The sequence below is a fragment of the Sphingopyxis sp. genome (assembly GCF_035998905.1).
In the GTDB taxonomy this organism is placed as follows: domain Bacteria; phylum Pseudomonadota; class Alphaproteobacteria; order Sphingomonadales; family Sphingomonadaceae; genus Sphingopyxis.
In genome coordinates, this window is record NZ_DASYHG010000007.1 from 23,954 (window position 1) to 42,755 (window position 18,802).

26 protein-coding genes are annotated in these 18,802 nt (G+C 64.5%); 12 read left to right on the forward strand and 14 right to left on the reverse strand.

Annotation, left to right across the window (positions count from 1 at the left end):
- Positions 1–304: 304 nt before the first annotated feature.
- From VGN62_RS01615 to VGN62_RS01630, 4 genes are all read right to left on the reverse strand, one after another.
- The gene (locus VGN62_RS01615; RefSeq protein WP_327450508.1) at positions 305–559 is read right to left on the reverse strand and encodes a hypothetical protein; all 255 of its coding nucleotides are present in this window, start codon (positions 557–559) and stop codon (positions 305–307) included.
- 90 nt (positions 560–649) lie between these two features.
- Positions 650–1,333, reverse strand: a complete 684-nt coding sequence (locus tag VGN62_RS01620; protein ID WP_327450510.1) for a murein L,D-transpeptidase catalytic domain family protein — start codon at positions 1,331–1,333, stop codon at positions 650–652.
- Positions 1,334–1,471: 138 nt separating this feature from the next.
- On the reverse strand, positions 1,472–2,407 hold the full coding sequence (locus VGN62_RS01625) for an SDR family oxidoreductase (RefSeq protein WP_327450512.1): 936 nt from the start codon (positions 2,405–2,407) through the stop codon (positions 1,472–1,474).
- Between the two features lie 116 nt (positions 2,408–2,523).
- A complete protein-coding gene (locus tag VGN62_RS01630; RefSeq protein WP_327450514.1) occupies positions 2,524–3,249 on the reverse strand; it encodes a DUF6894 family protein in 726 nt (241 codons plus the stop codon).
- A 241-nt stretch (positions 3,250–3,490) separates the two neighbouring features.
- Here VGN62_RS01630 and VGN62_RS01635 point away from each other — a divergent pair, with 241 nt between their 5' ends.
- The 3 genes from VGN62_RS01635 (at position 3,491) to VGN62_RS01645 (ending at position 5,449) form a co-directional block, all read left to right on the forward strand.
- Positions 3,491–4,156: an alpha/beta hydrolase gene (locus VGN62_RS01635; protein ID WP_327450516.1), complete on the forward strand. Its 666-nt coding sequence runs from the start codon at positions 3,491–3,493 to the stop codon at positions 4,154–4,156.
- A 154-nt stretch (positions 4,157–4,310) separates the two neighbouring features.
- The gene (locus VGN62_RS01640; protein ID WP_327450518.1) at positions 4,311–5,177 is read left to right on the forward strand and encodes a DUF1206 domain-containing protein; all 867 of its coding nucleotides are present in this window, start codon (positions 4,311–4,313) and stop codon (positions 5,175–5,177) included.
- The gene (locus VGN62_RS01645; RefSeq protein ID WP_054727924.1) at positions 5,174–5,449 is read left to right on the forward strand and encodes a hypothetical protein; all 276 of its coding nucleotides are present in this window, start codon (positions 5,174–5,176) and stop codon (positions 5,447–5,449) included. The genes VGN62_RS01640 and VGN62_RS01645 overlap by 4 nt, the downstream gene beginning before the upstream one ends.
- 95 nt (positions 5,450–5,544) lie before the next feature.
- Here VGN62_RS01645 and VGN62_RS01650 read toward each other — a convergent pair whose 3' ends face one another.
- The 7 genes from VGN62_RS01650 to VGN62_RS01680 form a co-directional block, all read right to left on the reverse strand.
- Positions 5,545–6,411 (reverse strand): alpha/beta hydrolase, encoded by an 867-nt coding sequence (locus VGN62_RS01650; RefSeq protein WP_327450520.1) that lies wholly within the window; start codon positions 6,409–6,411, stop codon positions 5,545–5,547.
- Positions 6,412–6,431: 20 nt separating this feature from the next.
- Positions 6,432–6,836, reverse strand: coding sequence for a PRC-barrel domain-containing protein (locus VGN62_RS01655; RefSeq protein ID WP_327450521.1), 405 nt, complete (start codon positions 6,834–6,836; stop codon positions 6,432–6,434).
- A gap of 413 nt (positions 6,837–7,249) precedes the next feature.
- A complete protein-coding gene (locus tag VGN62_RS01660; protein WP_327450523.1) occupies positions 7,250–7,732 on the reverse strand; it encodes a GFA family protein in 483 nt (160 codons plus the stop codon).
- A gap of 118 nt (positions 7,733–7,850) precedes the next feature.
- Positions 7,851–8,282: a pyridoxamine 5'-phosphate oxidase family protein gene (locus tag VGN62_RS01665; protein WP_327450525.1), complete on the reverse strand. Its 432-nt coding sequence runs from the start codon at positions 8,280–8,282 to the stop codon at positions 7,851–7,853.
- Between the two features lie 90 nt (positions 8,283–8,372).
- Entirely contained in the window at positions 8,373–8,912 is a 540-nt protein-coding gene (locus VGN62_RS01670) for a DUF1543 domain-containing protein (RefSeq protein WP_327450527.1), read from the reverse strand.
- Positions 8,909–10,561: an FAD/NAD(P)-binding protein gene (locus VGN62_RS01675; RefSeq protein WP_327450529.1), complete on the reverse strand. Its 1,653-nt coding sequence runs from the start codon at positions 10,559–10,561 to the stop codon at positions 8,909–8,911. The genes VGN62_RS01670 and VGN62_RS01675 overlap by 4 nt, the downstream gene beginning before the upstream one ends.
- 148 nt (positions 10,562–10,709) lie before the next feature.
- A complete protein-coding gene (locus VGN62_RS01680) occupies positions 10,710–10,886 on the reverse strand; it encodes a hypothetical protein (protein WP_252170971.1) in 177 nt (58 codons plus the stop codon).
- A gap of 283 nt (positions 10,887–11,169) precedes the next feature.
- On the opposite strand from VGN62_RS01680, the gene VGN62_RS01685 reads away from it, so the two are divergent.
- From VGN62_RS01685 to VGN62_RS01705, 5 genes are all read left to right on the forward strand, one after another.
- Positions 11,170–11,352: a DUF3606 domain-containing protein gene (locus VGN62_RS01685; RefSeq protein WP_327450534.1), complete on the forward strand. Its 183-nt coding sequence runs from the start codon at positions 11,170–11,172 to the stop codon at positions 11,350–11,352.
- A 74-nt stretch (positions 11,353–11,426) separates the two neighbouring features.
- Complete coding sequence (locus VGN62_RS01690) at positions 11,427–11,912, forward strand: hypothetical protein (protein ID WP_327450536.1); 486 nt, start codon at positions 11,427–11,429, stop codon at positions 11,910–11,912.
- Entirely contained in the window at positions 11,912–12,394 is a 483-nt protein-coding gene (locus VGN62_RS01695) for a DUF421 domain-containing protein (RefSeq protein ID WP_327450538.1), read from the forward strand. The genes VGN62_RS01690 and VGN62_RS01695 overlap by 1 nt, the downstream gene beginning before the upstream one ends.
- 69 nt (positions 12,395–12,463) lie before the next feature.
- Positions 12,464–12,964: a hemerythrin domain-containing protein gene (locus VGN62_RS01700; protein WP_327450540.1), complete on the forward strand. Its 501-nt coding sequence runs from the start codon at positions 12,464–12,466 to the stop codon at positions 12,962–12,964.
- A gap of 1 nt (position 12,965) precedes the next feature.
- Positions 12,966–13,451 carry a nicotinamide-nucleotide amidohydrolase family protein gene (locus tag VGN62_RS01705; RefSeq protein ID WP_327450542.1) on the forward strand — a complete coding sequence of 162 codons (486 nt, stop codon included), beginning with the start codon at positions 12,966–12,968 and terminating at the stop codon, positions 13,449–13,451.
- A gap of 68 nt (positions 13,452–13,519) precedes the next feature.
- Here VGN62_RS01705 and VGN62_RS01710 read toward each other — a convergent pair whose 3' ends face one another.
- Positions 13,520–13,735, reverse strand: coding sequence for a DUF2945 domain-containing protein (locus VGN62_RS01710; RefSeq protein ID WP_327450544.1), 216 nt, complete (start codon positions 13,733–13,735; stop codon positions 13,520–13,522).
- Between the two features lie 129 nt (positions 13,736–13,864).
- On the opposite strand from VGN62_RS01710, the gene VGN62_RS01715 reads away from it, so the two are divergent.
- Positions 13,865–14,122: a hypothetical protein gene (locus VGN62_RS01715; protein WP_327450546.1), complete on the forward strand. Its 258-nt coding sequence runs from the start codon at positions 13,865–13,867 to the stop codon at positions 14,120–14,122.
- A 19-nt stretch (positions 14,123–14,141) separates the two neighbouring features.
- Here VGN62_RS01715 and VGN62_RS01720 read toward each other — a convergent pair whose 3' ends face one another.
- Positions 14,142–14,495 (reverse strand): response regulator, encoded by a 354-nt coding sequence (locus VGN62_RS01720; protein ID WP_327450548.1) that lies wholly within the window; start codon positions 14,493–14,495, stop codon positions 14,142–14,144.
- Between the two features lie 261 nt (positions 14,496–14,756).
- Between VGN62_RS01720 and VGN62_RS01725 the strand changes: the two genes are divergently transcribed.
- From VGN62_RS01725 to VGN62_RS01735, 3 genes are read left to right on the forward strand one after another with little or no spacing between them, the layout of a single operon-like run.
- Positions 14,757–16,259 (forward strand): sensor histidine kinase, encoded by a 1,503-nt coding sequence (locus tag VGN62_RS01725; RefSeq protein ID WP_327450550.1) that lies wholly within the window; start codon positions 14,757–14,759, stop codon positions 16,257–16,259.
- Complete coding sequence (locus tag VGN62_RS01730; RefSeq protein WP_327450552.1) at positions 16,252–16,698, forward strand: response regulator; 447 nt, start codon at positions 16,252–16,254, stop codon at positions 16,696–16,698. The genes VGN62_RS01725 and VGN62_RS01730 overlap by 8 nt, the downstream gene beginning before the upstream one ends.
- Positions 16,695–17,768, forward strand: a complete 1,074-nt coding sequence (locus tag VGN62_RS01735; protein ID WP_327450554.1) for a sensor histidine kinase — start codon at positions 16,695–16,697, stop codon at positions 17,766–17,768. Before VGN62_RS01730 ends, VGN62_RS01735 begins: the two co-directional genes overlap by 4 nt.
- On the opposite strand, the gene VGN62_RS01740 is transcribed toward VGN62_RS01735, so the two are convergent.
- A complete protein-coding gene (locus VGN62_RS01740; protein ID WP_327450556.1) occupies positions 17,765–18,778 on the reverse strand; it encodes a cation diffusion facilitator family transporter in 1,014 nt (337 codons plus the stop codon). The two genes, VGN62_RS01735 and VGN62_RS01740, sit on opposite strands and share 4 nt — an antisense overlap.
- Between the last annotated feature and the right edge of the window lie 24 nt (positions 18,779–18,802).

The window sequence follows — 18,802 nt, forward strand, 5'->3', positions numbered from 1 at the left end:
GAGTGGGCGAGCAGCCGCGCTTGTTGCCGCGAGCCGACGGGCGGTAACGGTCCGTCTTTCCGAACGTCGAGAGCCGATGTGTCATGTCCGCACGAACGCGGTGGAACCGGCCGAGTTGCCCCTGCTTGCCGCAAAGCTGCGGAAATCGCGGCCCGATTAACGCAGGTTATACGGATTTCTCTACGAAGGTGGGCGGGTGGCTGCCCGGTCACCTGCTCGGCTCTGCGTGGGAGTGATCGGGACGTCGGCGGGCCCCGTTCGCCGCTGCAATGCGAGCCTCATGAATCGATACAGGCGGACGCCGCTAGCGGAGCGCGCTTTTTGTCAGCGCCGCATCGCCTTGCACGCTTCCGGGCTTGCCCTCGATCGCGAAACCCATGCGGTCCAGACCGTGCGCTGCACGGCGGTCGATTGCTTCGCGAAGCTGTTCGACGGTCTTGTCGGTCCATCGCGCCTCTTCGGCGGTGACGCTGGATTGTGAGGAATTTCTGGAGCTATCGCAGCCGGAGAGCGTGAAGGACAAGGCAAGCAACGAACACGCAATCACACCATAACGCACAGTTATCTCCTCGAAAACTGGAGACGTAACGCGTTTGTGGGTGTGCCGTTCCGACCTTCCTTGTCGCGAAGGAAAACGTGCGCGACCGTTTCAGGCTCGCGCGGCGTAGATGAGCCGTCCGACCCCGAGATGCGCGAACGTGTCATCGAGGCACTGCTCACCGACGGCAAGGCATCCCTGGCTTCGCCCGAGCTTTCCGTGCGCCCCGATCATATCCTCATTGGCATACCAGGCGCCGTGAATGACGATCGCACGCTCCATAGCATTGTTGTTCGTGGCATCGAGACCCGCGAGCCGCTGCGAGCGGCCGTGCTTCCCGACATAATAGTCGCCGGTGCGGAAGGCGCCCTCGCTCGATGCATTGGAACCGGAGAGGTTCGAGAATCTGTGCAGAAAGCCCGTGTGGCCGGGATCCGAGCCGCTGCCGTGCGCAACGAGCTGCCGTGAGACGCGGCCGCTTGCGACGTCGAGGAAATGGAAGCGGGCTTCCGAAGACGGGGCCGAAAAATCGACGATAGCGATCCGGTCGCGATGCCGGATCGTCCCTGCATGCTCGTCGAGCGCTGCCAGCGCCCGTCGCAAAAGCCGCGGGTCAAGCGCGCCGTCCGGGTTGCTGATCGGTCGTGCAGGTGCTGGTGGAGGCTGGGATAGGGCGGCGAGGCGCGGCGGCGCCGCGACCCGGCGTACCGTCGATCCCGCGAGCGCGCCAACAAGCGCGGCAGCGCCGGACACGAAGAGCGTCCGCCTGCCAAGTTCAAGCGGTGGCGTGGTCATGGCGGCGATATAGGCACAAGGTCCGCGACATTTAAGACGTCGCAGTGGGGCGCAGGGACGAACGCGCCGCATCGTGCGCAATGCCCGGCGAACCGTTCGCCCCGATGGCGCAGTCTCGATATTCGTCCCGGTCGCGCTTTAGCCGTTTACGACCGTGCCTCCGTTCGGGTGGAGCACCTGGCCCGACATGTAGCTGCTGTCGTCGCAGGCGAGAAAGAGAAAGCTCGGTGCGACCTCATTGGGTTCGCCCGGCCGCTTCATCGGCGTGGTCTCGCCGAAGCTTGCGACTTTTTCGGCGGGCGCTCCGCCGCGGGGATTGAGCGGGGTCCAGATCGGACCGGGTGCGACCGCATTGACCCTGATGCCCTTCTCGATCAGATTCTCGCTGAGCGAGCGCGTGAAGGCGGTAATTGCGCCCTTGGTCGCGCTATAATCGAGCAGGCCGCCGCTCCCCTGATACATGGTCACGCTGGTGCAGTTGATGATCGCCGCACCCTTCTTGAGGTGCGGCAGCGCCGCCTGCACAAGATAGAACATGCCGAAGATATTGGTGGCGAAGGTGCGTTGCAGCTGCTCCGCGCTGATGTCGCGGATATCGCCCGCCGGATGCTGCTCGCCCGCATTGTTGACAAGGACATCGATCCGCTTGAATTTGCTCATGACCTTATCCACGATTGTCTTTCCGGCACTGGTCTTGCCGACGTCGGCCTTGACGAGGATCGCGGTGCGCCCTTCGGCGCTCACCATCGCCGCCGTTTCCTCGGCATCGGCCTTGTTGCTCTTGTAGACGATGGCCACGTCCGCGCCCTCGCGGGCGAACAGCACAGATACCGCGCGGCCGATGCCGCTGTCGCCACCAGTCACGATCGCGACCTTGTTCTTGAGCCGGTCGGAGCCGGCAAAGCGCGGCTCCCATTTCGGCGCGCGGTCGAGGTCGGACTCGCGGTCTTTCGGCGGGGTGCGGATCGTCTTCGCGTCGCCGACCTCTTTGCGGAGTTTCCTTGCAGCAGTCTGCTTCCCGCGCTTTTCGGATGCGGTTTCTCCGACTTTTCCGGCCTCTGATTTGCGCGCCATTGCCAACTCCTCTTCGTCTGTCCGTCATCGACAAACCGGCTGCTCCTGCTGTTGGTTGCAGCGCGGTTGCGCGAGCCGAGCTGCTTTTGGGCAAGGCCGCGCGCGAGCGGGAGCGGCTAACGGCTGGAGCCGGGAGAGATACGAACCAGCGTACCTGCACCCGCGGTCGGCGACGTGAAGGGTTCGGCCCATTCCACGTGTCCGATGAGATGGTCATTGTCGTCGAAGAGCGGCCAGGTCCTCGCGCGCCACCAACCGTTCGCCGTCCTGCCCTCATCGTCGAGAACAAGATAAGGCATGTCGATCAGCTCCGAGACGACGCCGTACTGCGACAAGGCCCAGAATTTGGCGAAGTCCTCTTTCGGTTTGCCGTCGAGATCGAAGGCATCGAGAATCGACGTGTCGCGGATCGCCTCACGGTCGACATGGCTGTGCCGCGCGCCGAATTCGTTGATCTCCTTCACCTGCAGGTCCGGCGTCAGCAGCACGCAGCCGACATCGACCGACGCGAAGATGCGCTGAAAGGCTGCCCCGGCGAGCGCATCGCGGACGGGGGCCGATCGAACGCCGGTCAACGGGCCCCGCAGCGCTTTTCGCATGCGCCACTCGGAGGGCGGAAGGATTTCCTCGAACGGCACTTCCATAAGCCGCCGGCCCTTCCTGTCGGCGATGATGAATACGCATTCGAGCGGATCCCTGCCTTCGATCAGCATGTCGCGCGCTATGTCCGGGATGGCGCGATGTGCCTCAAGATAGGCATGATGCAGGTCGGGCAGGTCGAGACCGGTGTCGTCGGTTTCGGTCACGTTGCGCCGCCGCATACCGAATTTGAACAGCGGCATGGCTGTCTCCTTGGGGGCTGCGAAACGGCGAGCCACTGGAATTACGCTTGAAAACAGCGCGCGTTGCCTTGCCATGAGCGTTCAATGACGCGCTGGTGCGGAGGCGTTTGCCGGTGGGGGCGAGTGCAGAGAAAGGAATGCACCGGGCATAGCCAAGGGGTGGAAATGCGCGGCCGACTTTCTACCTATGCAGCCTTGCCGCCTGCCGGCGGCTGACGGCGTCGAAGCTGAGAGAAGAAGTTTGTCGAAGATCGTGAACGGTGCCAGCCTGCAACCTCGCTCGGGAGGCGCACCCAAAAACATCGTGCTGCTGCTCCATGGCTTCGGGTCGAGCGGCGCCGACATGATTTCGCTTGCGCCGCAGTGGCAGGAGGCCCTGCCGGACACACTGTTTCTGGCGCCACACGCGCCGCAGCGATGTTCGATGATGGGCGCGGGCTACCAATGGTGGGGGCTGTCGGGCTTTGCGCCGGCCGCGCTGGCCGCGGGTGCTGCATCGGCAGCGCCTGCGATCGACACATTCATCGACCGGAAGCTCGCGCAATATGGCCTCAGCGAGTCCGATCTTGCGCTGGTCGGCTTCAGTCAGGGCACGATGATGGCGCTTCAGATCGGACTTCGCCGCCCGCGCGCCGTCGCGGCGATCGTCGGCTATTCGGGCATGCTCGCCGGGGCAGCGGATCTTGCGCATCATGTTCCGTCGAAACCGCCGGTGCTGCTGGTGCACGGCACGGCCGATCCCGTCGTGCCGATCGCGGCGCTGCATATGTCAGAGAGCCAGTTGAAGCGGCTCGGCGTCGAGGTCGAGACGCATGTCTCCTACGGCGTCGGGCACAGCGTCGATCCGGTCGGCCTGCGGACAGGCCGTAATTTCGTGGCCGGGGCCTTCGCGAAATCTTCCGGCTGAGAAGCTGAGGTTGCTGCGGCGGCACGGGCGGTGCGGCGGTGGTGAGCGAAATGGAGTGGCCGGGAGGGGGTGATCCCCTGCGGCTGGGGAGGGGCGAGGAACTGCCGGGTCCAGCCTGCGTTGGCTTGATGGTTCAACCATCAGGACAGGCACCATGGACAGGCTGCGGCGGCTCGAGACATTTGCGCGGACGGGATGGTTCGCGCGCGGGGTCGTCTATTGCCTGCTCGCATGGATTGCGCTCACCGGTTCGTCTGCCAACGACGCCCGTCCGCAGGCTGTGTTCCGCTCGGTCCGCGACATGCCTGCCGGTTCGATCCTTCTCGCCCTCCTCGCGATGGGGCTGGCGCTCTACGGCGCATACCGCCTCTACGGGGCGGCGCTCGACAGCGAGAATAAGGGGGCGGGCGCAAAGGGTGTCGCGGTGCGCGTTGGTTATGCGGCGAGCGGTATCGCCCATTTCATCCTGGCTTGGGCGGCGCTTCGCCTCGCCTCGGGCGGCGGCGCCGAAGAAGGGCGCGAAAAAGAAGCGGCGGGCATGCTGCTCGATTTGCCGCTTGGCGGCCTCCTGCTCGGGCTCGTCGGCGCCGGTTTCCTCGCGGCGGCCGTGCAGCAAGCCGTCAAGGCCTGGACCACCGAATTTGCAAAGCATCTCGATGCCGCCGCGCCGGGGTGGGCAGTGCCCGTGGGACGGGCGGGACTTGCGGCGCGCGCGGTCGTGTTCGCGGTGATCGGCGCCTCGCTCATCCGTGGCGGCTGGTTCGGCGCCGCGGGAGAGGTCAAGGGTCTCGGCGACGCGCTCTCGGCGCTGACCGACAATCCGCCTCTCTATCTGCTCGTCGCCGCCGGCCTCTTCCTCTTCGGCGTCCACAGCTTCGTCGAGGCGCGTTGGCGGCGGCTTCGCGACGAGGACATGATCGCTCGGATCATGGCTTCACGATTTTCACTGGGCGGCCTTGCGGAACCCCGTGGCCCTCGCTGCGTTAGCAAGGGCAGTCATCAACAGGGAGACTTTCGATGAAGAAGCTGTTCGTAACCCTCGCCGCAACCTCGGCCCTCGCGCTCGGTGCGTGCCAGAGCCCCGCCGCCGACAAGGTCGAGGACCAGGCCGAAGCGAAAGCCGAGGCGATCGACGATCAGGCCGACGCGATGCCCGAAGGCCCCGCCAAGGAAGCGATGGAGCAGAAGGCCGATGTCGTCGAAGAGCAGGGCGAAGAAAAAGCCAATGCGATGGACGACAATGGCGAGATCGCTCCGTCCGAGACCGGCGTCGGCGACACCCAAAAGAAATAAGACTGCCTGAAGGGCGCCGGTTCCGGCGCCCTTTATCGTTTCGGAGCCTCGGATCGGGTCCGGCGGCGCGAAAGAAATCTTGGCGCCGGCTGGCGTCAGCTCAGCGTCCGGTCCAGGAAGTCCCGGATCAGCAGCACAACTTCTTCGAGATTGGTCTCGAGCAGCCAATGGCCGCCATCGAGCAGATGCAGCTCGGCGCCCGGAAGGTCGCGCAGAAAGGCGCGCGCGGACTTCTCCGGCATATAAAAGTCTTGCGGCCCCCAGACGATGAGCGTCGGCGGGCGGTGGTCGCGCAGATAGCGCCGATGTTCCTTGAACCAGGTCCGGTTGGCCTTGAGACCGGCGATGAGGTCGATGGCGATCTCGCGCCGCCTCGGGGTGATCAGCGACCAGTGAAGTTTCCAGAGATCGGGCGGAATGCGCGGGGCGAGCTCGGGCCGCACGTCGTTCAGAAACTCCTCGCGAAAAACCTCTTCGCTGATGGCCGTGCCGATTTCAGCACGCATCTCGGGCTCGGGAAGCGACCAGCTCTTCTCGATCTCGGCATATTTATCGCCAAGCGCATCCTCGTACGGAATATCGCCATTCTGAATGATCTGCGCGAGAATGCGCTCGGGCTGCATGATTGCGAGACGCGCGCCGATCGGCGATCCGAAATCGTGAAGATAGATCGCGAAACGCTCGATGCCGAGCGCGCGCACGAACCCGTCGAGAAGCTTCGCATAGCCATCGAAGCTATAATCGAAATGCTCGGGCGTATCGCTGTAGCCCATGCCGGGATAGTCGGGTGCAAGCAGCCGCCACCGATCGCCAAGCCGCGGCAGGAGATTGCGAAACTCGAACGACGAGCAGGGATAGCCATGCGGCAACAATAGTACCGGGGCGTCGGGCGCGCCCGCCTCGCGGTAGAAGATCCCGACGCCGCCGACATCGATGCGCCGGTGGAAGATTTCTACCGTCACCGCTCACATCCCTCATGATCTCAAGGTGCCGGCAGCTTGACTTCGGGCAGCGCGTCGAGGTCGGCCTTGGTCATGCTCGTCTGAAGATCGGTGTCGTCGCCGCGCACGACGACCTTGAGGCCCTGCACCGGCACATGAACATAGCGGTCCGGACCGATGCCATCGAGTTCGACGAGAAGACGGTCGACCTTTTCGTCCGCGCCGCGCAGTACCTGCGATACGTCGCCCAGATCCTTCCCGTCCGCACCGACGATGTCGGCGTCGAGAAGCTGTGCCTCGCTGAGCCCGAGCGCCGCGGGGACCGGACCGGCCACAGTGGCGCTCGTCTCGGCCGCGCGTTCCATCTTGTCTTCGGCCGCTTCTTGCTTGCTGTCGCAGGCTGCGAGAAGAAGTGCGGAGCAGGCAGCTAGCAGAAGGATGCGCATGATCGGTCCTTTCAATGATGGAGCAAGCGTCCGTTCGACGCTCGGTTTCGTCGCGATCTGGTTCGGAAACGCTCCGCTCGACAAGCGGTTGCGCCCGACCCCGACGCGGCGGGCAGCTGTCGAGCCGATCCCTCACCTGCGCGGTGACGTAACTGTCTGCGTGGGGAAGAGCGAACGGCTCGTCTCGGCAATCGCCAACTTGGGAAACATGGATCAAGGTCGGCCAGATTCTGCTCGCCTAAGGCGCATGCCTGATTCTCGTCCGGGCCGGGAGCGGGGGGGCTCCCGCCGGTCCGGATTAGAGAGCGACGAAGGGCTTCGCCGATCGGCGGAGCCCTTTTGCCGTTTATCGCTCTCTTGGTTCGAGGCGGAGCACTCACGCGATCGCGTTCACCTCGATTTTCCAAGGTGCTTCAGCCCGCCTCCGTCACGCCCTCGTCGAGCCCGCGCGTCTTCGGCCGGAGGGCCTTGTAGCGCGGAAGGAATGCCACCATCGGCATCCAGCTCGGCGCCTCGGCAGTATAGAGATGGAAGGCTGGCGCAATTTCTTCGGGATCGTCGAGCGTGCCCGCGGCGATATCGATCTCGTCGGCCTGATGGCGCACATGGATCGTCAGCGGCGAGCCGCACATCCGGCAGAAGCTGCGCGTCCCGAAGCTCGTCGATGCGAAGTGTCCGATATGCTCCTCGCCAGCGAGGATACGGTACCGGTCCAGATGCACCGTCGTGAAGACCATGCCTCCCGAACCCGAGACATGCTGGCAGACGCGGCAGTGGCACCATCCGGTGTCATAGGGCCTCTCTTCGAGGCGGTATCGAACCGCCCCGCAAGCACAGCCCCCTTCGAGAGCAAAGTCTTCGGGGGTTGCAGGGTCGCTATCGGACAGATTCGGCATGGACGAGCCTTTCTCGGGGCGCGATTGGCGGGGACGGTGCGGACGGCTCAGCGGCGTAGTGGCGCCGGCTGCCCGACCGGGGAGGGGGAAGCGGCGCGGGACCGCTTCCCGCGCCATGTCACAGCGACAGTTCGCCCTCGTCCTCGCCGTCCCAATAATGCGCGCGGGTGCCCGACACCTTGATGAGGACGATTCCGGGCGTCTCGATCCCGTCCGGCCACCAGCGTTCGAGGCCCTTCGTCCAATGTTCGGCGAACTGGGCCTTGTCGCGGATCAGCGCGGCATGACCCTCGACCGCGAGAAAGAAGGGACGCATGCCGAGTAGCCCGGACTTGCCCTGGTAGCTCAGATTGACGTTCGGGTTGGCGGCGATATCGGCCACCATAAGCGCCGTCTCGTCGGTAAAGAACCACGCATCGCCGTCATAATCGACCTCGCGATTGTTGCTCATCGGCCGCGTCCCGATGGCGCCGCCCGCAGTATGCGTCGCGAGCATCGCGAAGTCGATATCCTTCATCTTTTCGGAGAGCTGTTCGATCGTCATGGTCATGGGAGGAGCCTTTTCTCTTGAGCGTTATGTCTGCATCAATGCGCCGCGAAGGAGGGAGTTGCGGCGGGGCGCTGCGCCTTGTGCCTCGGGTCAGGGACCGGACGCGGCGGTCCGGCTTTGCCGCTGCGGCGCGCGGATCGGACGATATTCGCAGGTGATCGCGAGCTCGCGCCGCGGGGCGGGAACGAGATGGATGTGGAGCTGGGCTTCGGCGGCGACCGCATCGAGCGCAAAGGCCTGCTCGGCCTCGTACATCTCGTCGCGGTGCGGCTGCAGCCACTGCCGCACCGAGGCGAGCGCGCGTGACTTCGCCCGCGCGAGCCTGTCCGCGACGATGAAGAGATTGCGGTGGCGGTCGAGAAATTCGCCCGGTACGTAGCCGCCGAGATTGACATAATAGAGCCGTTCCGGACCCTCGAAAGGCTCGGGCTTCAGGACGATGTCATAGCCATCGGCGTGATCGATCTCGGCCCAACAGTCGATATGGAGGCTGCCCGGCGTGCCCCACCATTGGCGGCGGAGCGCGTCATAAGTGTCGGTGATCGTGGGCGCGGCGACGAAGCGCATGTCGTGCAGTTCGATATTAGCGCCAGCCATCTCGCCGCCGATATAGATGGCGAAGAGCTTCATGCCGCTTTCTCTTCAGCACTCGCTCCACCAATCGCCGCGGCAAGCTGTTCGCCGACGATCAGGCCCATTTCGTGCGAGCTAGTGATTCCCTGGATGAAAGGGTGGCGGCCGAGGAGAAAAGGCAAGCTGAGGCAGAAGAGGCGGGCTTCCGGGATATCGTCCGCAAGCGGGTGGAACGCTTCGTCGATCGCGATGCCGCGCACGTCCCCCTTGCCGGCACCAGGCGCTGCATCGCTCACGATCCCCTGTCGGCGGAGCGAGGGGAATGGGAAGGCGGCGGCGCCGAGCGGGCGCTGACCCATCGCCTCGATGAAAACCGGAAAGTGCCGGTGCTCTCCGTCCAGGACCAGCGTCGCGCCTGCCTCTTTGCCGCTCGTGTCGATGCGGTAGTCGTCGCCGATCGCCGTGACATCGAGCTTCCCGGCACGGTGGAGCGCGATCAATCGCCGGATCGATTTGTGGGGAACGGTGGCATAATCGTCGACGAACACCGGCTTGAAATGGCGGACGAAGCGGCGGTAGTCGGCGGCATCGAGATGCGGCGCGAGAAGCGCGAGAGTTTCGTGCATGCGCAGGATTGCGTAGCGCCAGGCGACGGTGTGCCTCGCGGCATAATGACGCTTCGCTTCGGCAAGGTTGGCCTCGGCCCACTCGAACGGGCCGGTCGCCGCGCGCCGCGCGAAATAGGCCTCGCAGAAGCCCTCGAGGTCGAGGCCTTGCAAGCCGATGCCCGCGGCATAGGCCGGATCGGCAGCGGCAAGCTCCGCCTTGAACAGTTCGAAGGCAGCGTCGAGCAGCTGGTCGTCTTGGCTCGCGACAAGACGCGTGATTGCCTCCTCGGTACAGATTGCGAGCGGCTCGTAGGGCAGCGGCGCATAAAAATCGGCTTCGGGGAGCAGACCCTTCCTCGACATCATCGTCATGTGGAACGCGTCGGTGGCGGGTGCCGGACGATAGTGCGTCTCGCCGTCCTCGGTCTCGTCGAACGAGCCATGGATGCCGGCGAGCGCGATACAGGCGTCGATGGCCGTGAGCGAGCTGCCGCGAATGCCGATGTCGCAGGGCGGCACCGCGGCCAGAGCCGAGGCGGGCCAGGGGCTGAGGAAATAGCCCGGGCGAACCTCGGGCTCGGCGGGCCATTGGTGGCCCGTCGCGAGGACGACATGGTCGAAAGCCTCGTCGGCGAGTTCGCCCGATCGCGTGCGGATCTTGAGTACCATCGCGCCGGGTGTGCTGACGGCGTCCTCGACGCGGCAGCGCGTACGCAGCTCGACCTCGATCCCGCGCGCGCGTGCCAGGTCGATAACGGCTTCGAACTGGTCGCGGAAATATTCGCCGAGCGCGACGCGCGGATAGAAAGTCCGCTCGCCGATCGCATCAGGATCGATGCCGAGATCGGCTAGGCGCTCCGGTGGCTGGCGTATCAGCCAGTCGCAGAGCGTCTCGGCAAGCGGCGGAATTTCGATGCTGGCGATATTCGCCAACATGGCAGGGTCGTTCCAGCCCGGCCGATAGGGTGTTCCGCGCCCCGCGCTCGCTTGCGCTTCATACACGGCAAGACGGAAGGGCGGGGGGTTCTGGGCGAGAAGCGCATGCAAAGTGTAGAGCGTGGTCGGGCCGGCACCGACAAAGGCTATGCGGGGTGTCATATTGCGACAATGCCCCGGCCGCGCAGAAGTTCGGCCGACTTGCTCTGGGTCAATGCGAATTCTCCTCCGGGAGGTGATCGAGGACGCCGGGCAAAAAAAGGGGTCCGCATGCGCGGACCCGAAGGGGGCCATCAACTGGCTGGGAGGATTAGTCTTCGGTGCCGGGAGTACCCGTCTTCGGCGGCTTGCCGTCTTCGATGCGGCCTTCGTTGCGAAGGTCGCGGCCTTCCTGCGCCTTGCGCTTGGCCTCGGGGCTGTCGCCGTTTTCGAAGGCTTCTTCCTTCACATAGCCGGCAGCTTCCTTGATCTGTCCCTTGACGCTCATGATCATCTCCATTGGCTGTGGGTTCTGGCTCGAGAAACCCTTGGGCGTAGACGAAAGTTGCCTGCGATCGCCCGGATTTATCTTCATCGCCGTGCGCAACTTTGGCCGCATCGCGGCGTTTCGCGGCGCGCGTGGTAGAGGACGTGATAGAGAAGGAGGGGGATCTTCGGCGATCGACTAAACATCGCCTGCGAACCTTCGTTCGCCCCGCGGCGAACGTCGCCGCGTCCGCAACTTTCGTACCGTGTAAGCGTTCGCCCGTCATCATCGACGGGAGACGGTCATGCCTCACCAACAGTTCGAATGTGGCCGCATCGATCGAAGCGCGCCCGACGCGATGCTCGCCTGGGCGCGCATAGTGGGCGTCAGTCAGTCCGAGATATTGATCGCGGTCGCGGCAGTCGGCGATCGCGCCGATGCGGTTCGTACCTATCTCGCGCGGCCGTGGCCGGAGCCCCTAGCTTGACGGCGGGTTCAGGTGGGTCGGGGGGCGACGCGGCTACCGCCCACAGCCGTCGCCCCGACGGAATCAGCGAGAAGATGATCTCCGGACAGCGCTGGCACCGCCACGCTAGCCCCGTCTCCTTCGTCCTGCTGGCAGCCGTCGTCGCCGTCGCGCTGTCGGGCCTCGTCGGCGGACAGCCGAGTCCGCTACGCAGCAAAGATTTTGGAGCAGCGCGGCTCGAGGTGAAGACGCCCTCGGTCATTCGCAACGGCGAATTTTTTGAAACGCGCATTCGTATCGAGGCGACCCGCGACGTTTCCGACGCCGTGGTTGCGGTCTCGCCGCCGCTCTGGACCGACATGACGATCAACACGATGATCCCCGCCGCCGCCGAGGAAAGCTACAAGGACGGCGCCTATCGTTTCTCCTATGGGGAGCTTCGCGCCGGCGAGACGCTCGTCGTCAAGATCGACGGGCAAATCAACCCGCCGCTCTTCGCAGGAACCAAGGGCGATATTGCGCTGTTCGACGGCGAACGGCGGCTTGGCAGCATGCCGCTCCAGATCAAGGTCCTGCCCTGATGGATATCGTCCTTCGCGCGAGTGTGATGTTTTTCCTGCTCTATGCGCTGCTCCGTCTCATGGGAAAACGCGAACTCGGACAGATGACGCCGTTCGAACTGGTTCTGCTCGTCGTCATGGGCGACCTCATTCAGCAAGGCGTCACCCATAATGATTTCAGCCTGACCGGCGCGTTGCTCGCGATCGTGACCTTCGCCTTCTGGGCGCTTACGCTGAGCTGGACGACCTATCTCTTTCCGCGGCTCAAGAATCTGCTCGAGGGCCACCCGCGCGTCGTTGTGAAGCAGGGCGACATCATCCGCGACAATCTTCGCCGCGACCGGCTCACCACCGACGAAATAGAATCCGAGATGCGGCTTGCAGGCATCGCCCACCTCTCCGACGTCGAATGGGCGATCCTCGAACCGCAAGGCAAGATCAGCTTCATCAAGCGCTCGGACGGCACAGCCCGACAGCGCGATGCCGAGGATGGCGCGGTGTGAATCAGTCGATCGCAACTTTCGGGTCCGCCGCGCGCTGAACAGGCGCGGGGCATGACGATGGAGACTGCCATGAAACCGACCGAAATCGACACCGACGCCACCCATATCCTTGCAGCCGATCACCGGGCGGTCGAAGCCCTGTTCGAGGAATTCGAGAAAGCCCGCGGGAGCGACCGCAAGGCGAAGATCGCCGACCGGATCTGCACCGAGCTCAAGATTCACGCGCAGATCGAGGAAGAGGTCTTCTACCCGGCGCTCAAGGGAAAGATCGACGACGACCTGCTGAAGGAAGCCTATGTCGAGCATGACGGCGCCAAGATCCTGATCAACGACATCGTCGCCTCGGGACCCGCCGACGAATTTTTCGAGGCAAAGGTCGCGGTGCTATCTGAAGAGATCAAGCACCATGTGAAAGAAGAGGAAAAGCAGCACGACAATATGTTCCAGCAGGCGCGTGCCGCCGATGTCGACCTCGACGCGCTCGGCGAGAGGATGCTCGCCCGGAAGGAAGAGCTGAAGCGCCAGGCCGAGACTGCAGGGCTGCCGCCCGCCGAACTCGCCACCATGTAGGGTGAGCGCGGCGACGCTGATCGAACGGCGGACGCGCAAGCTGGCCCGGCATCTCGCCGGGAAGTCGCTGCGGTTCGTGACAGCCGAAAGCTGCACCGGCGGCCAGCTCGCAGCCATCTTCGCCGCCGACGCCGCGCTCGGCGCCCATCTCGAGCGCGGCTTCGTCGCTTATTCGATCGACGCCAAATGCGAGATGCTCGGTGTCCTTCGGAAAGACGCCGAACGGGGCGGGGCGGTCAATCCCGAGGTCGCGGCCGCGATGGCGACGGGCGCCCTCGGCAAAAGCTGCGCTGATATCGCCGTTGCGATCACGGGGTTTTGCGGGCCTCGCGAAGGTCGTGAGGAAGTCGGACTGGTCTACATCGGTGTGGCCACTGCCGACGCGGTACATGTCGAGAATTTTCATTTCGGCGATATCGGCCGCCGCAATGTTCTCGATCAGGCGGTCGCCGCAGCACTGCAGATCATGATCGATGCGGCCTCGTGAACGAGGATCGCAGGCGCTTCGGCGGGCGAGACCAGAGGCCGGGGCGGGGCCGAGTTCGGCAGCCGCCCTTAACGCGGCTCTTTTCGTTTCAAGGCGCCGGCTAGGTGGGCCGCTCGCTTGCCTTCGGCCGTTTCTACGAGATATTCGGGGTTTTCCGGCGATGCCGCGACATGATGACCGTTGATGTCCATCGCTTTCGTCACTTTTTTCACGACCTTGCACTCGGCGCGTCCGCCGTGGCTCTTCCAGGTCACCTCGTCGCCTTTCTTGGGTTCTTCCTTCATGATCTCTCTCCTTTCCGCAAAACAGCCCGCGTGCGCGGCAAAGGTTCCTCCCGGAGATGGAGCCGCGAGCGGGAAGACGTCTGGCGCAAGCCCTTTCGTTGCGATTGCCGGTGACGTGGGGAGGCTTCGATGAGTGACGATAATGCCCGCGGACAACGCGACGGTCTGCGGCTTGCCCTCGCCCTACTTGCCGCTGAAGAGGCGAAATGGGCCGCGCTGCTTGGCGAGAGCCGATCCTGGCGGACGAACCGCGAGCGCGAGGTGCGCCACAAGGCCCTGCAGGTCGCCCTGAAGCGGATACAGACATTGCTCAACCGCATGTCTCCAAAAGGGTATGATGGGCTCGACCATGAGGTCGCCGCCGCCCTTGAGAAGGCCGGACTCTGATCGGCGGCGCGCGCTCGCCTTATTCTTGTGCGAGGCTGGCGAGCGCGGCTTCGAGGCTATCGATCGTGAAAGGCTTCGCAAGGATCGGCCTGCCGCTCCAACAGGGGCCTGGCTGACCGACGAAACCGCCCGTCGCGACGAGGAAAGGGATCGACCGCGCCGCAAGAGCCTCTGCTACCGCATCGCACGGCAAGCCGGATTCGAGGTATACGTCGACGATCGCGGCGTCGAATTCGCCCTTCGCGATATGCCCGAGCGCCGATGCGATATCGCCAGCGTCGCCGACGATATCGTGCCCCAGCGCCTCCAACGCATCTTCGAGCATCATGGCGACAAGTGGATCATCTTCGACGACCAATATCCTCTTGGGCATATATTCCCTGTCAACAGCTTCGAGGCACCCGTGGCGCGGCTAAGAACGTTCGACTGTCCGGGGCATTCCGGTGATCGGCGTTGCTGTGTCGCACCTACGCGCCCGTATCTGCGACACTCATCCAGAATCATATTGATCCATGTTAATCCGTGATCGAACGCGGCGCGTTAAGGGCTCGATGAGCCGGCGCTGCTGCTTGCCACGACGGGCTCTGCAGTGCATGCACAGCGGACACAGATCGACCGGCCGAGGGGCATTTACATGGAATCGGCCAGGATCTCGTCGCTCGGCCGCGACACGCGGGCGAGCCGCCTGATCATCATTCTCCTGACGATCGGATTTGCTGCGCTGCTCGCTGCGGCATCGACAGCATTTTATGTGCAACGCCAGAATGAGGCCGACGCCCGCATGGTCGCGCATACGCTCGCGGTCGAAGCCAATCTCGGGGCCTTCGCAAGCGCGACCGAACGGATGGAGACGGCGCGCCGCGGGCTGATCCTGACGCAGAACCCGGCGTTCGCGACGATCATGGACGAAGCAGAGGGCCGGTCGCGCGCCCAGCTCGCATCGCTTGAGGCGCTGATCAGCGACAATCCGAACCAGCGCGGCCGCGCCGCCAGGCTTCGCGCGCATCTCGACGCCTATGGCCGCCATTACCGGGCGACACTCGGCCTGCGCGGCGCAGACCGCGCGGCGCTGATCGCCGACTTCGCGAACGACAAGGGGGTGCTCGAGGTGCGTGCCGCGCGCGCGCTCGTCGAGACGATGCTCGAGGGCGAACTCGCCCTCCTCAAGGATCGCGAAGCGCGGCAGCAGCGCACGCAATCGCTGTTCACCCTGACGCTGATCGGCACCGGCATTCTCCTGCTGGTTGTCGCCGCCGCGACATTGCTGCTCGTCCGCAACAATCTCGTCGAGCTCCGGGTCTCGCGGGCGGAACTGCGCCGCCTCAACGAAGGGCTCGAGGAGCTGGTCGATGCGCGGACGGGCGAGCTCAAGCGCGCCAACGCCGAGATCCAGCGCTTCGCCTATATCGTGTCGCACGATCTGCGCTCGCCGCTGGTCAATGTGATGGGCTTCACCGCCGAACTCGAAACCGCGCGCAAGGCGATCTCGGGCTATCTCGATCAGGGGGACACGCACGGCTGGCAGGCACCCGACGCCGCGACCCGGCTCGCGATCAAGGAAGATCTGCCGGAATCGATCGGCTTCATCCGTACGTCGACGCAGAAGATGGACCGGCTGATCAACGCGATCCTCAATCTCTCGCGCCAGGGACGCCGTACGCTCGCACCCGAAACGCTTGCGCTCGGCGACGTCGTAGGCGCGATCGTCGGCAGCCTCCAGCACCGCATCGACGAGACCGGTACGACGGTCGAGGTGTCTGACCTGCCGACCGTGATCAACGACCGGGTCGCGGTCGAGCAGATCCTCTCGAACCTCATCGAGAATGCCCTCAAATATCTGCAGCCGGGGCGGGCCGGTATCATCCGGGTCGACGGCGGAACGGATCTCGGGCGCGCATGGGTCTCGGTCGCCGACAATGGTCGGGGCATCGAGCCCCGCGATCACGAACGCGTGTTCGACCTCTTCCGGAGGTCCGGTGTCCAGGACCAGCAGGGCGAGGGGATCGGCCTTGCCCACGCCCGCGCGCTTGCCTATCGCCTCGGCGGTAATATCGAAATCCAGTCCGAACTCGGCACGGGTTCCACCTTTCGGCTGATCCTGCCCCTCGTGTGGCAAAACGGAGAAGAAGATGCCTGACCAACTGCCCGTCAACATCGTGATGATCGAGGACGACGAGGGGCATGCGCGCCTCATCGAGAAGAATATCCGGCGCGCCGGCATCTCGAACAAGATCCATCACTTCCTCGACGGTACCTCGGCGCTCGACTTCCTCTACGATGCAGCGGACGGCCCGGTACGCAACGGCCCCGCGCTCGTGCTGCTCGACCTCAATCTGCCCGACATGAGCGGGACCGACATTCTCGCCAAGCTGAAGGCCGACAGCAGTCCGCTCCGCCGCACCCCCGTCGTCGTGCTCACGACCACCGACGACAAGGTCGAGATCCAGCGCTGCTATGATCTCGGCTGCAACGTCTACATCACCAAGCCGGTGAATTACGAGAATTTCGCAGACGCCATCCGCCAGCTCGGTCTCTTCCTGTCGGTGATCCAGGTTCCCGATCCGGATCCGGTTTGAGATCCGCCCTGGCCCACATCCTTTATATCGATGACGACGATGGCATGCGGCGGCTTGCGTCGCGCGCGCTTGGCCGAAAAGGCTATGAGGTCAGCCTCGCGGCGAGCGGCGCCGAGGGCGTCGATATGGCGAAGGTCACTGTCTTCGATCTTATTGCCGTCGATCATTATATGCCCGGTCAGGACGGCCTTGCGACGCTCGAGGCCCTTCGCGCACTCAGTGACTGCCCGCCCGTCGTCTATGTGACAGGTTCCGAGGAAAGCCGCATCGCCGTTGCGGCGCTGAAGTCGGGCGCCGACGATTATGTGGTGAAGTCGGTCGGCGAGGATTTCTTCGATCTCTTGGCTTCCAGTTTCGAGCAGGTGCTCGAACGCGCGCAGCTTCGCCGCGCTCGGGCGGAGGCGGAAACCGAGCTTCGCGCGACCAATGCCCGGCTCGAGGCGCTGCTCAAGGAAGTGAACCACCGCGTCGCGAACAATCTCCAGATGGTGATGTCTTTCGTGGCCCTCCAGACGAAGACGCTCGCCGATCCCGCAGCCCGCGAGGCGCTGCAGAAGACGCAGCAACGGATCGCAACGGTCGCGCAAGTCAACCGGCGCCTCTATACGACCGACGATGTCGAATATGTGGCCATGGACGATTATCTCGGAGGCCTCGCCGAAGATCTCACGGCGACCTGGTCGACGGGGGTCGCGGCGCGGCGCGTGATCGCGAACGTGGAGCCCATGCGTGTCGCCACCGACAAGGCGGTGGCGCTTGGCATGATTGCCAATGAATGGGTTAGCAACGCCTGCAAATATGCCTATGGCGACAGCCATGATGGCGAGATCCGGATATCGCTTCGCCGGGCCGACGAGACATCGCTCGAACTCGCGGTTGTCGACGACGGCGCCGGGATGCCGGCGGACGGGACGGCGCGCGGCACAGGTCTCGGCACGCGCCTCATCGAAGCGCTGGCGCGGACCCACAAGGCCGGCGTGACTTACGGCGCGGTCGATGCCTCGCGCGACATGCCGGGAACAAGCGCGGTCATCAGGATCCAGTTGCGACCCGGCGAGCTGAAAGCCTAGCTTTTGCCGGGAGGCCGCGACGCGGGATCGGGCGCCGCAGACGGGCGAGGCTGGACGAGCGCATCGCACTGCTTTTCAGGCCGGATATAGATCGAGCTGATATCGCTCGACGCCGCCTTGAGCTCGGTCTCGATGGCCTCGACCAGCGTCTCGGCCTCGCCCATGGCGAGATGATCCTCGAAGTCGGCGCTCACCGCAACGAAGATCGAATTGGGCGCGGTGTGGATCGTCCGCACATGATTGACGGCGGTAATTTCAGGGTGCCGCTCGACGATTGCCCAGATGCGCGTGATCAGTTCGGGATCCGCCGCTTCGCCGATCAGCAGCTCCTTCGCTTCCCGGGCGAGAAGGATCGCGACCGCCGCGAGGATTGCGCCGATCGCCATCGAGGCGATCCCGTCGATCCGGGGGTCGCCGGTCGCATGGCTCAGCCAGATGCCGCCCGCGGCGATCGCGAGCCCGGCGAGCGCGGCGCTGTCCTCGAACAACACGATGAAGCCTGCCGGATCCTTCGATCGTCGCACGGCGGTCCACCAGCCGAGGCCGCGCCGCCCGGCGTTGAATTCGCGCACCGCGATCGTCCACGACGCTCCCTCGAGCAGGAAGGCAATGGCGAGCACGACATAGTTGATCGTGGGATCGCGCAGCGGCTCGGGATCGCGGTAGTGGATCCAGCCCTCATAAATCGAAATTCCGGCGCCGACGGCGAAGATGAGGATCGCGACCACGAACGCCCAGAAATAGAGCTCGCGGCCGTAACCGAAGGGATGGCGATTGTCGGCCGGGCGCTTCGCCTTCGCCTGGCCGTAGAGAAGTAACATCTGGTTGCCGCTGTCGACGAGCGAATGTACCCCTTCCGATAGCATCGACGAGGAGCCGCTGATCGCCGCCGCGACGAATTTGGCGACGGCAATACCGAGATTGGCGAAAAGCGCTCCGTAGAGCACGATGTTCGCCTTGATGTGATGCGCCGGCGAGCGAGATTCTCCGGCCTGCGGTTGGCCTACCATCGGCCGACGATCGCGCTGACTGCA

Coding starts and splice junctions, on each gene's coding strand:
- VGN62_RS01620 (WP_327450510.1), bottom strand. CDS start 1,333: ATGACCACGCCACCGCTTGAACTTGGCAGGCGGACGCTCTTCGTGTCC.
- VGN62_RS01625 (WP_327450512.1), bottom strand. CDS start 2,407: ATGGCGCGCAAATCAGAGGCCGGAAAAGTCGGAGAAACCGCATCCGAA.
- VGN62_RS01630 (WP_327450514.1), bottom strand. CDS start 3,249: ATGCCGCTGTTCAAATTCGGTATGCGGCGGCGCAACGTGACCGAAACC.
- VGN62_RS01640 (WP_327450518.1), top strand. CDS start 4,311: ATGGACAGGCTGCGGCGGCTCGAGACATTTGCGCGGACGGGATGGTTC.
- VGN62_RS01645 (WP_054727924.1), top strand. CDS start 5,174: ATGAAGAAGCTGTTCGTAACCCTCGCCGCAACCTCGGCCCTCGCGCTC.
- VGN62_RS01655 (WP_327450521.1), bottom strand. CDS start 6,836: ATGCGCATCCTTCTGCTAGCTGCCTGCTCCGCACTTCTTCTCGCAGCC.
- VGN62_RS01660 (WP_327450523.1), bottom strand. CDS start 7,732: ATGCCGAATCTGTCCGATAGCGACCCTGCAACCCCCGAAGACTTTGCT.
- VGN62_RS01665 (WP_327450525.1), bottom strand. CDS start 8,282: ATGACCATGACGATCGAACAGCTCTCCGAAAAGATGAAGGATATCGAC.
- VGN62_RS01670 (WP_327450527.1), bottom strand. CDS start 8,912: ATGAAGCTCTTCGCCATCTATATCGGCGGCGAGATGGCTGGCGCTAAT.
- VGN62_RS01675 (WP_327450529.1), bottom strand. CDS start 10,561: ATGACACCCCGCATAGCCTTTGTCGGTGCCGGCCCGACCACGCTCTAC.
- VGN62_RS01680 (WP_252170971.1), bottom strand. CDS start 10,886: ATGAGCGTCAAGGGACAGATCAAGGAAGCTGCCGGCTATGTGAAGGAA.
- VGN62_RS01685 (WP_327450534.1), top strand. CDS start 11,170: ATGCCTCACCAACAGTTCGAATGTGGCCGCATCGATCGAAGCGCGCCC.
- VGN62_RS01690 (WP_327450536.1), top strand. CDS start 11,427: ATGATCTCCGGACAGCGCTGGCACCGCCACGCTAGCCCCGTCTCCTTC.
- VGN62_RS01695 (WP_327450538.1), top strand. CDS start 11,912: ATGGATATCGTCCTTCGCGCGAGTGTGATGTTTTTCCTGCTCTATGCG.
- VGN62_RS01700 (WP_327450540.1), top strand. CDS start 12,464: ATGAAACCGACCGAAATCGACACCGACGCCACCCATATCCTTGCAGCC.
- VGN62_RS01710 (WP_327450544.1), bottom strand. CDS start 13,735: ATGAAGGAAGAACCCAAGAAAGGCGACGAGGTGACCTGGAAGAGCCAC.
- VGN62_RS01715 (WP_327450546.1), top strand. CDS start 13,865: ATGAGTGACGATAATGCCCGCGGACAACGCGACGGTCTGCGGCTTGCC.
- VGN62_RS01720 (WP_327450548.1), bottom strand. CDS start 14,495: ATGCCCAAGAGGATATTGGTCGTCGAAGATGATCCACTTGTCGCCATG.
- VGN62_RS01725 (WP_327450550.1), top strand. CDS start 14,757: ATGGAATCGGCCAGGATCTCGTCGCTCGGCCGCGACACGCGGGCGAGC.
- VGN62_RS01730 (WP_327450552.1), top strand. CDS start 16,252: ATGCCTGACCAACTGCCCGTCAACATCGTGATGATCGAGGACGACGAG.
- VGN62_RS01740 (WP_327450556.1), bottom strand. CDS start 18,778: ATGGTAGGCCAACCGCAGGCCGGAGAATCTCGCTCGCCGGCGCATCAC.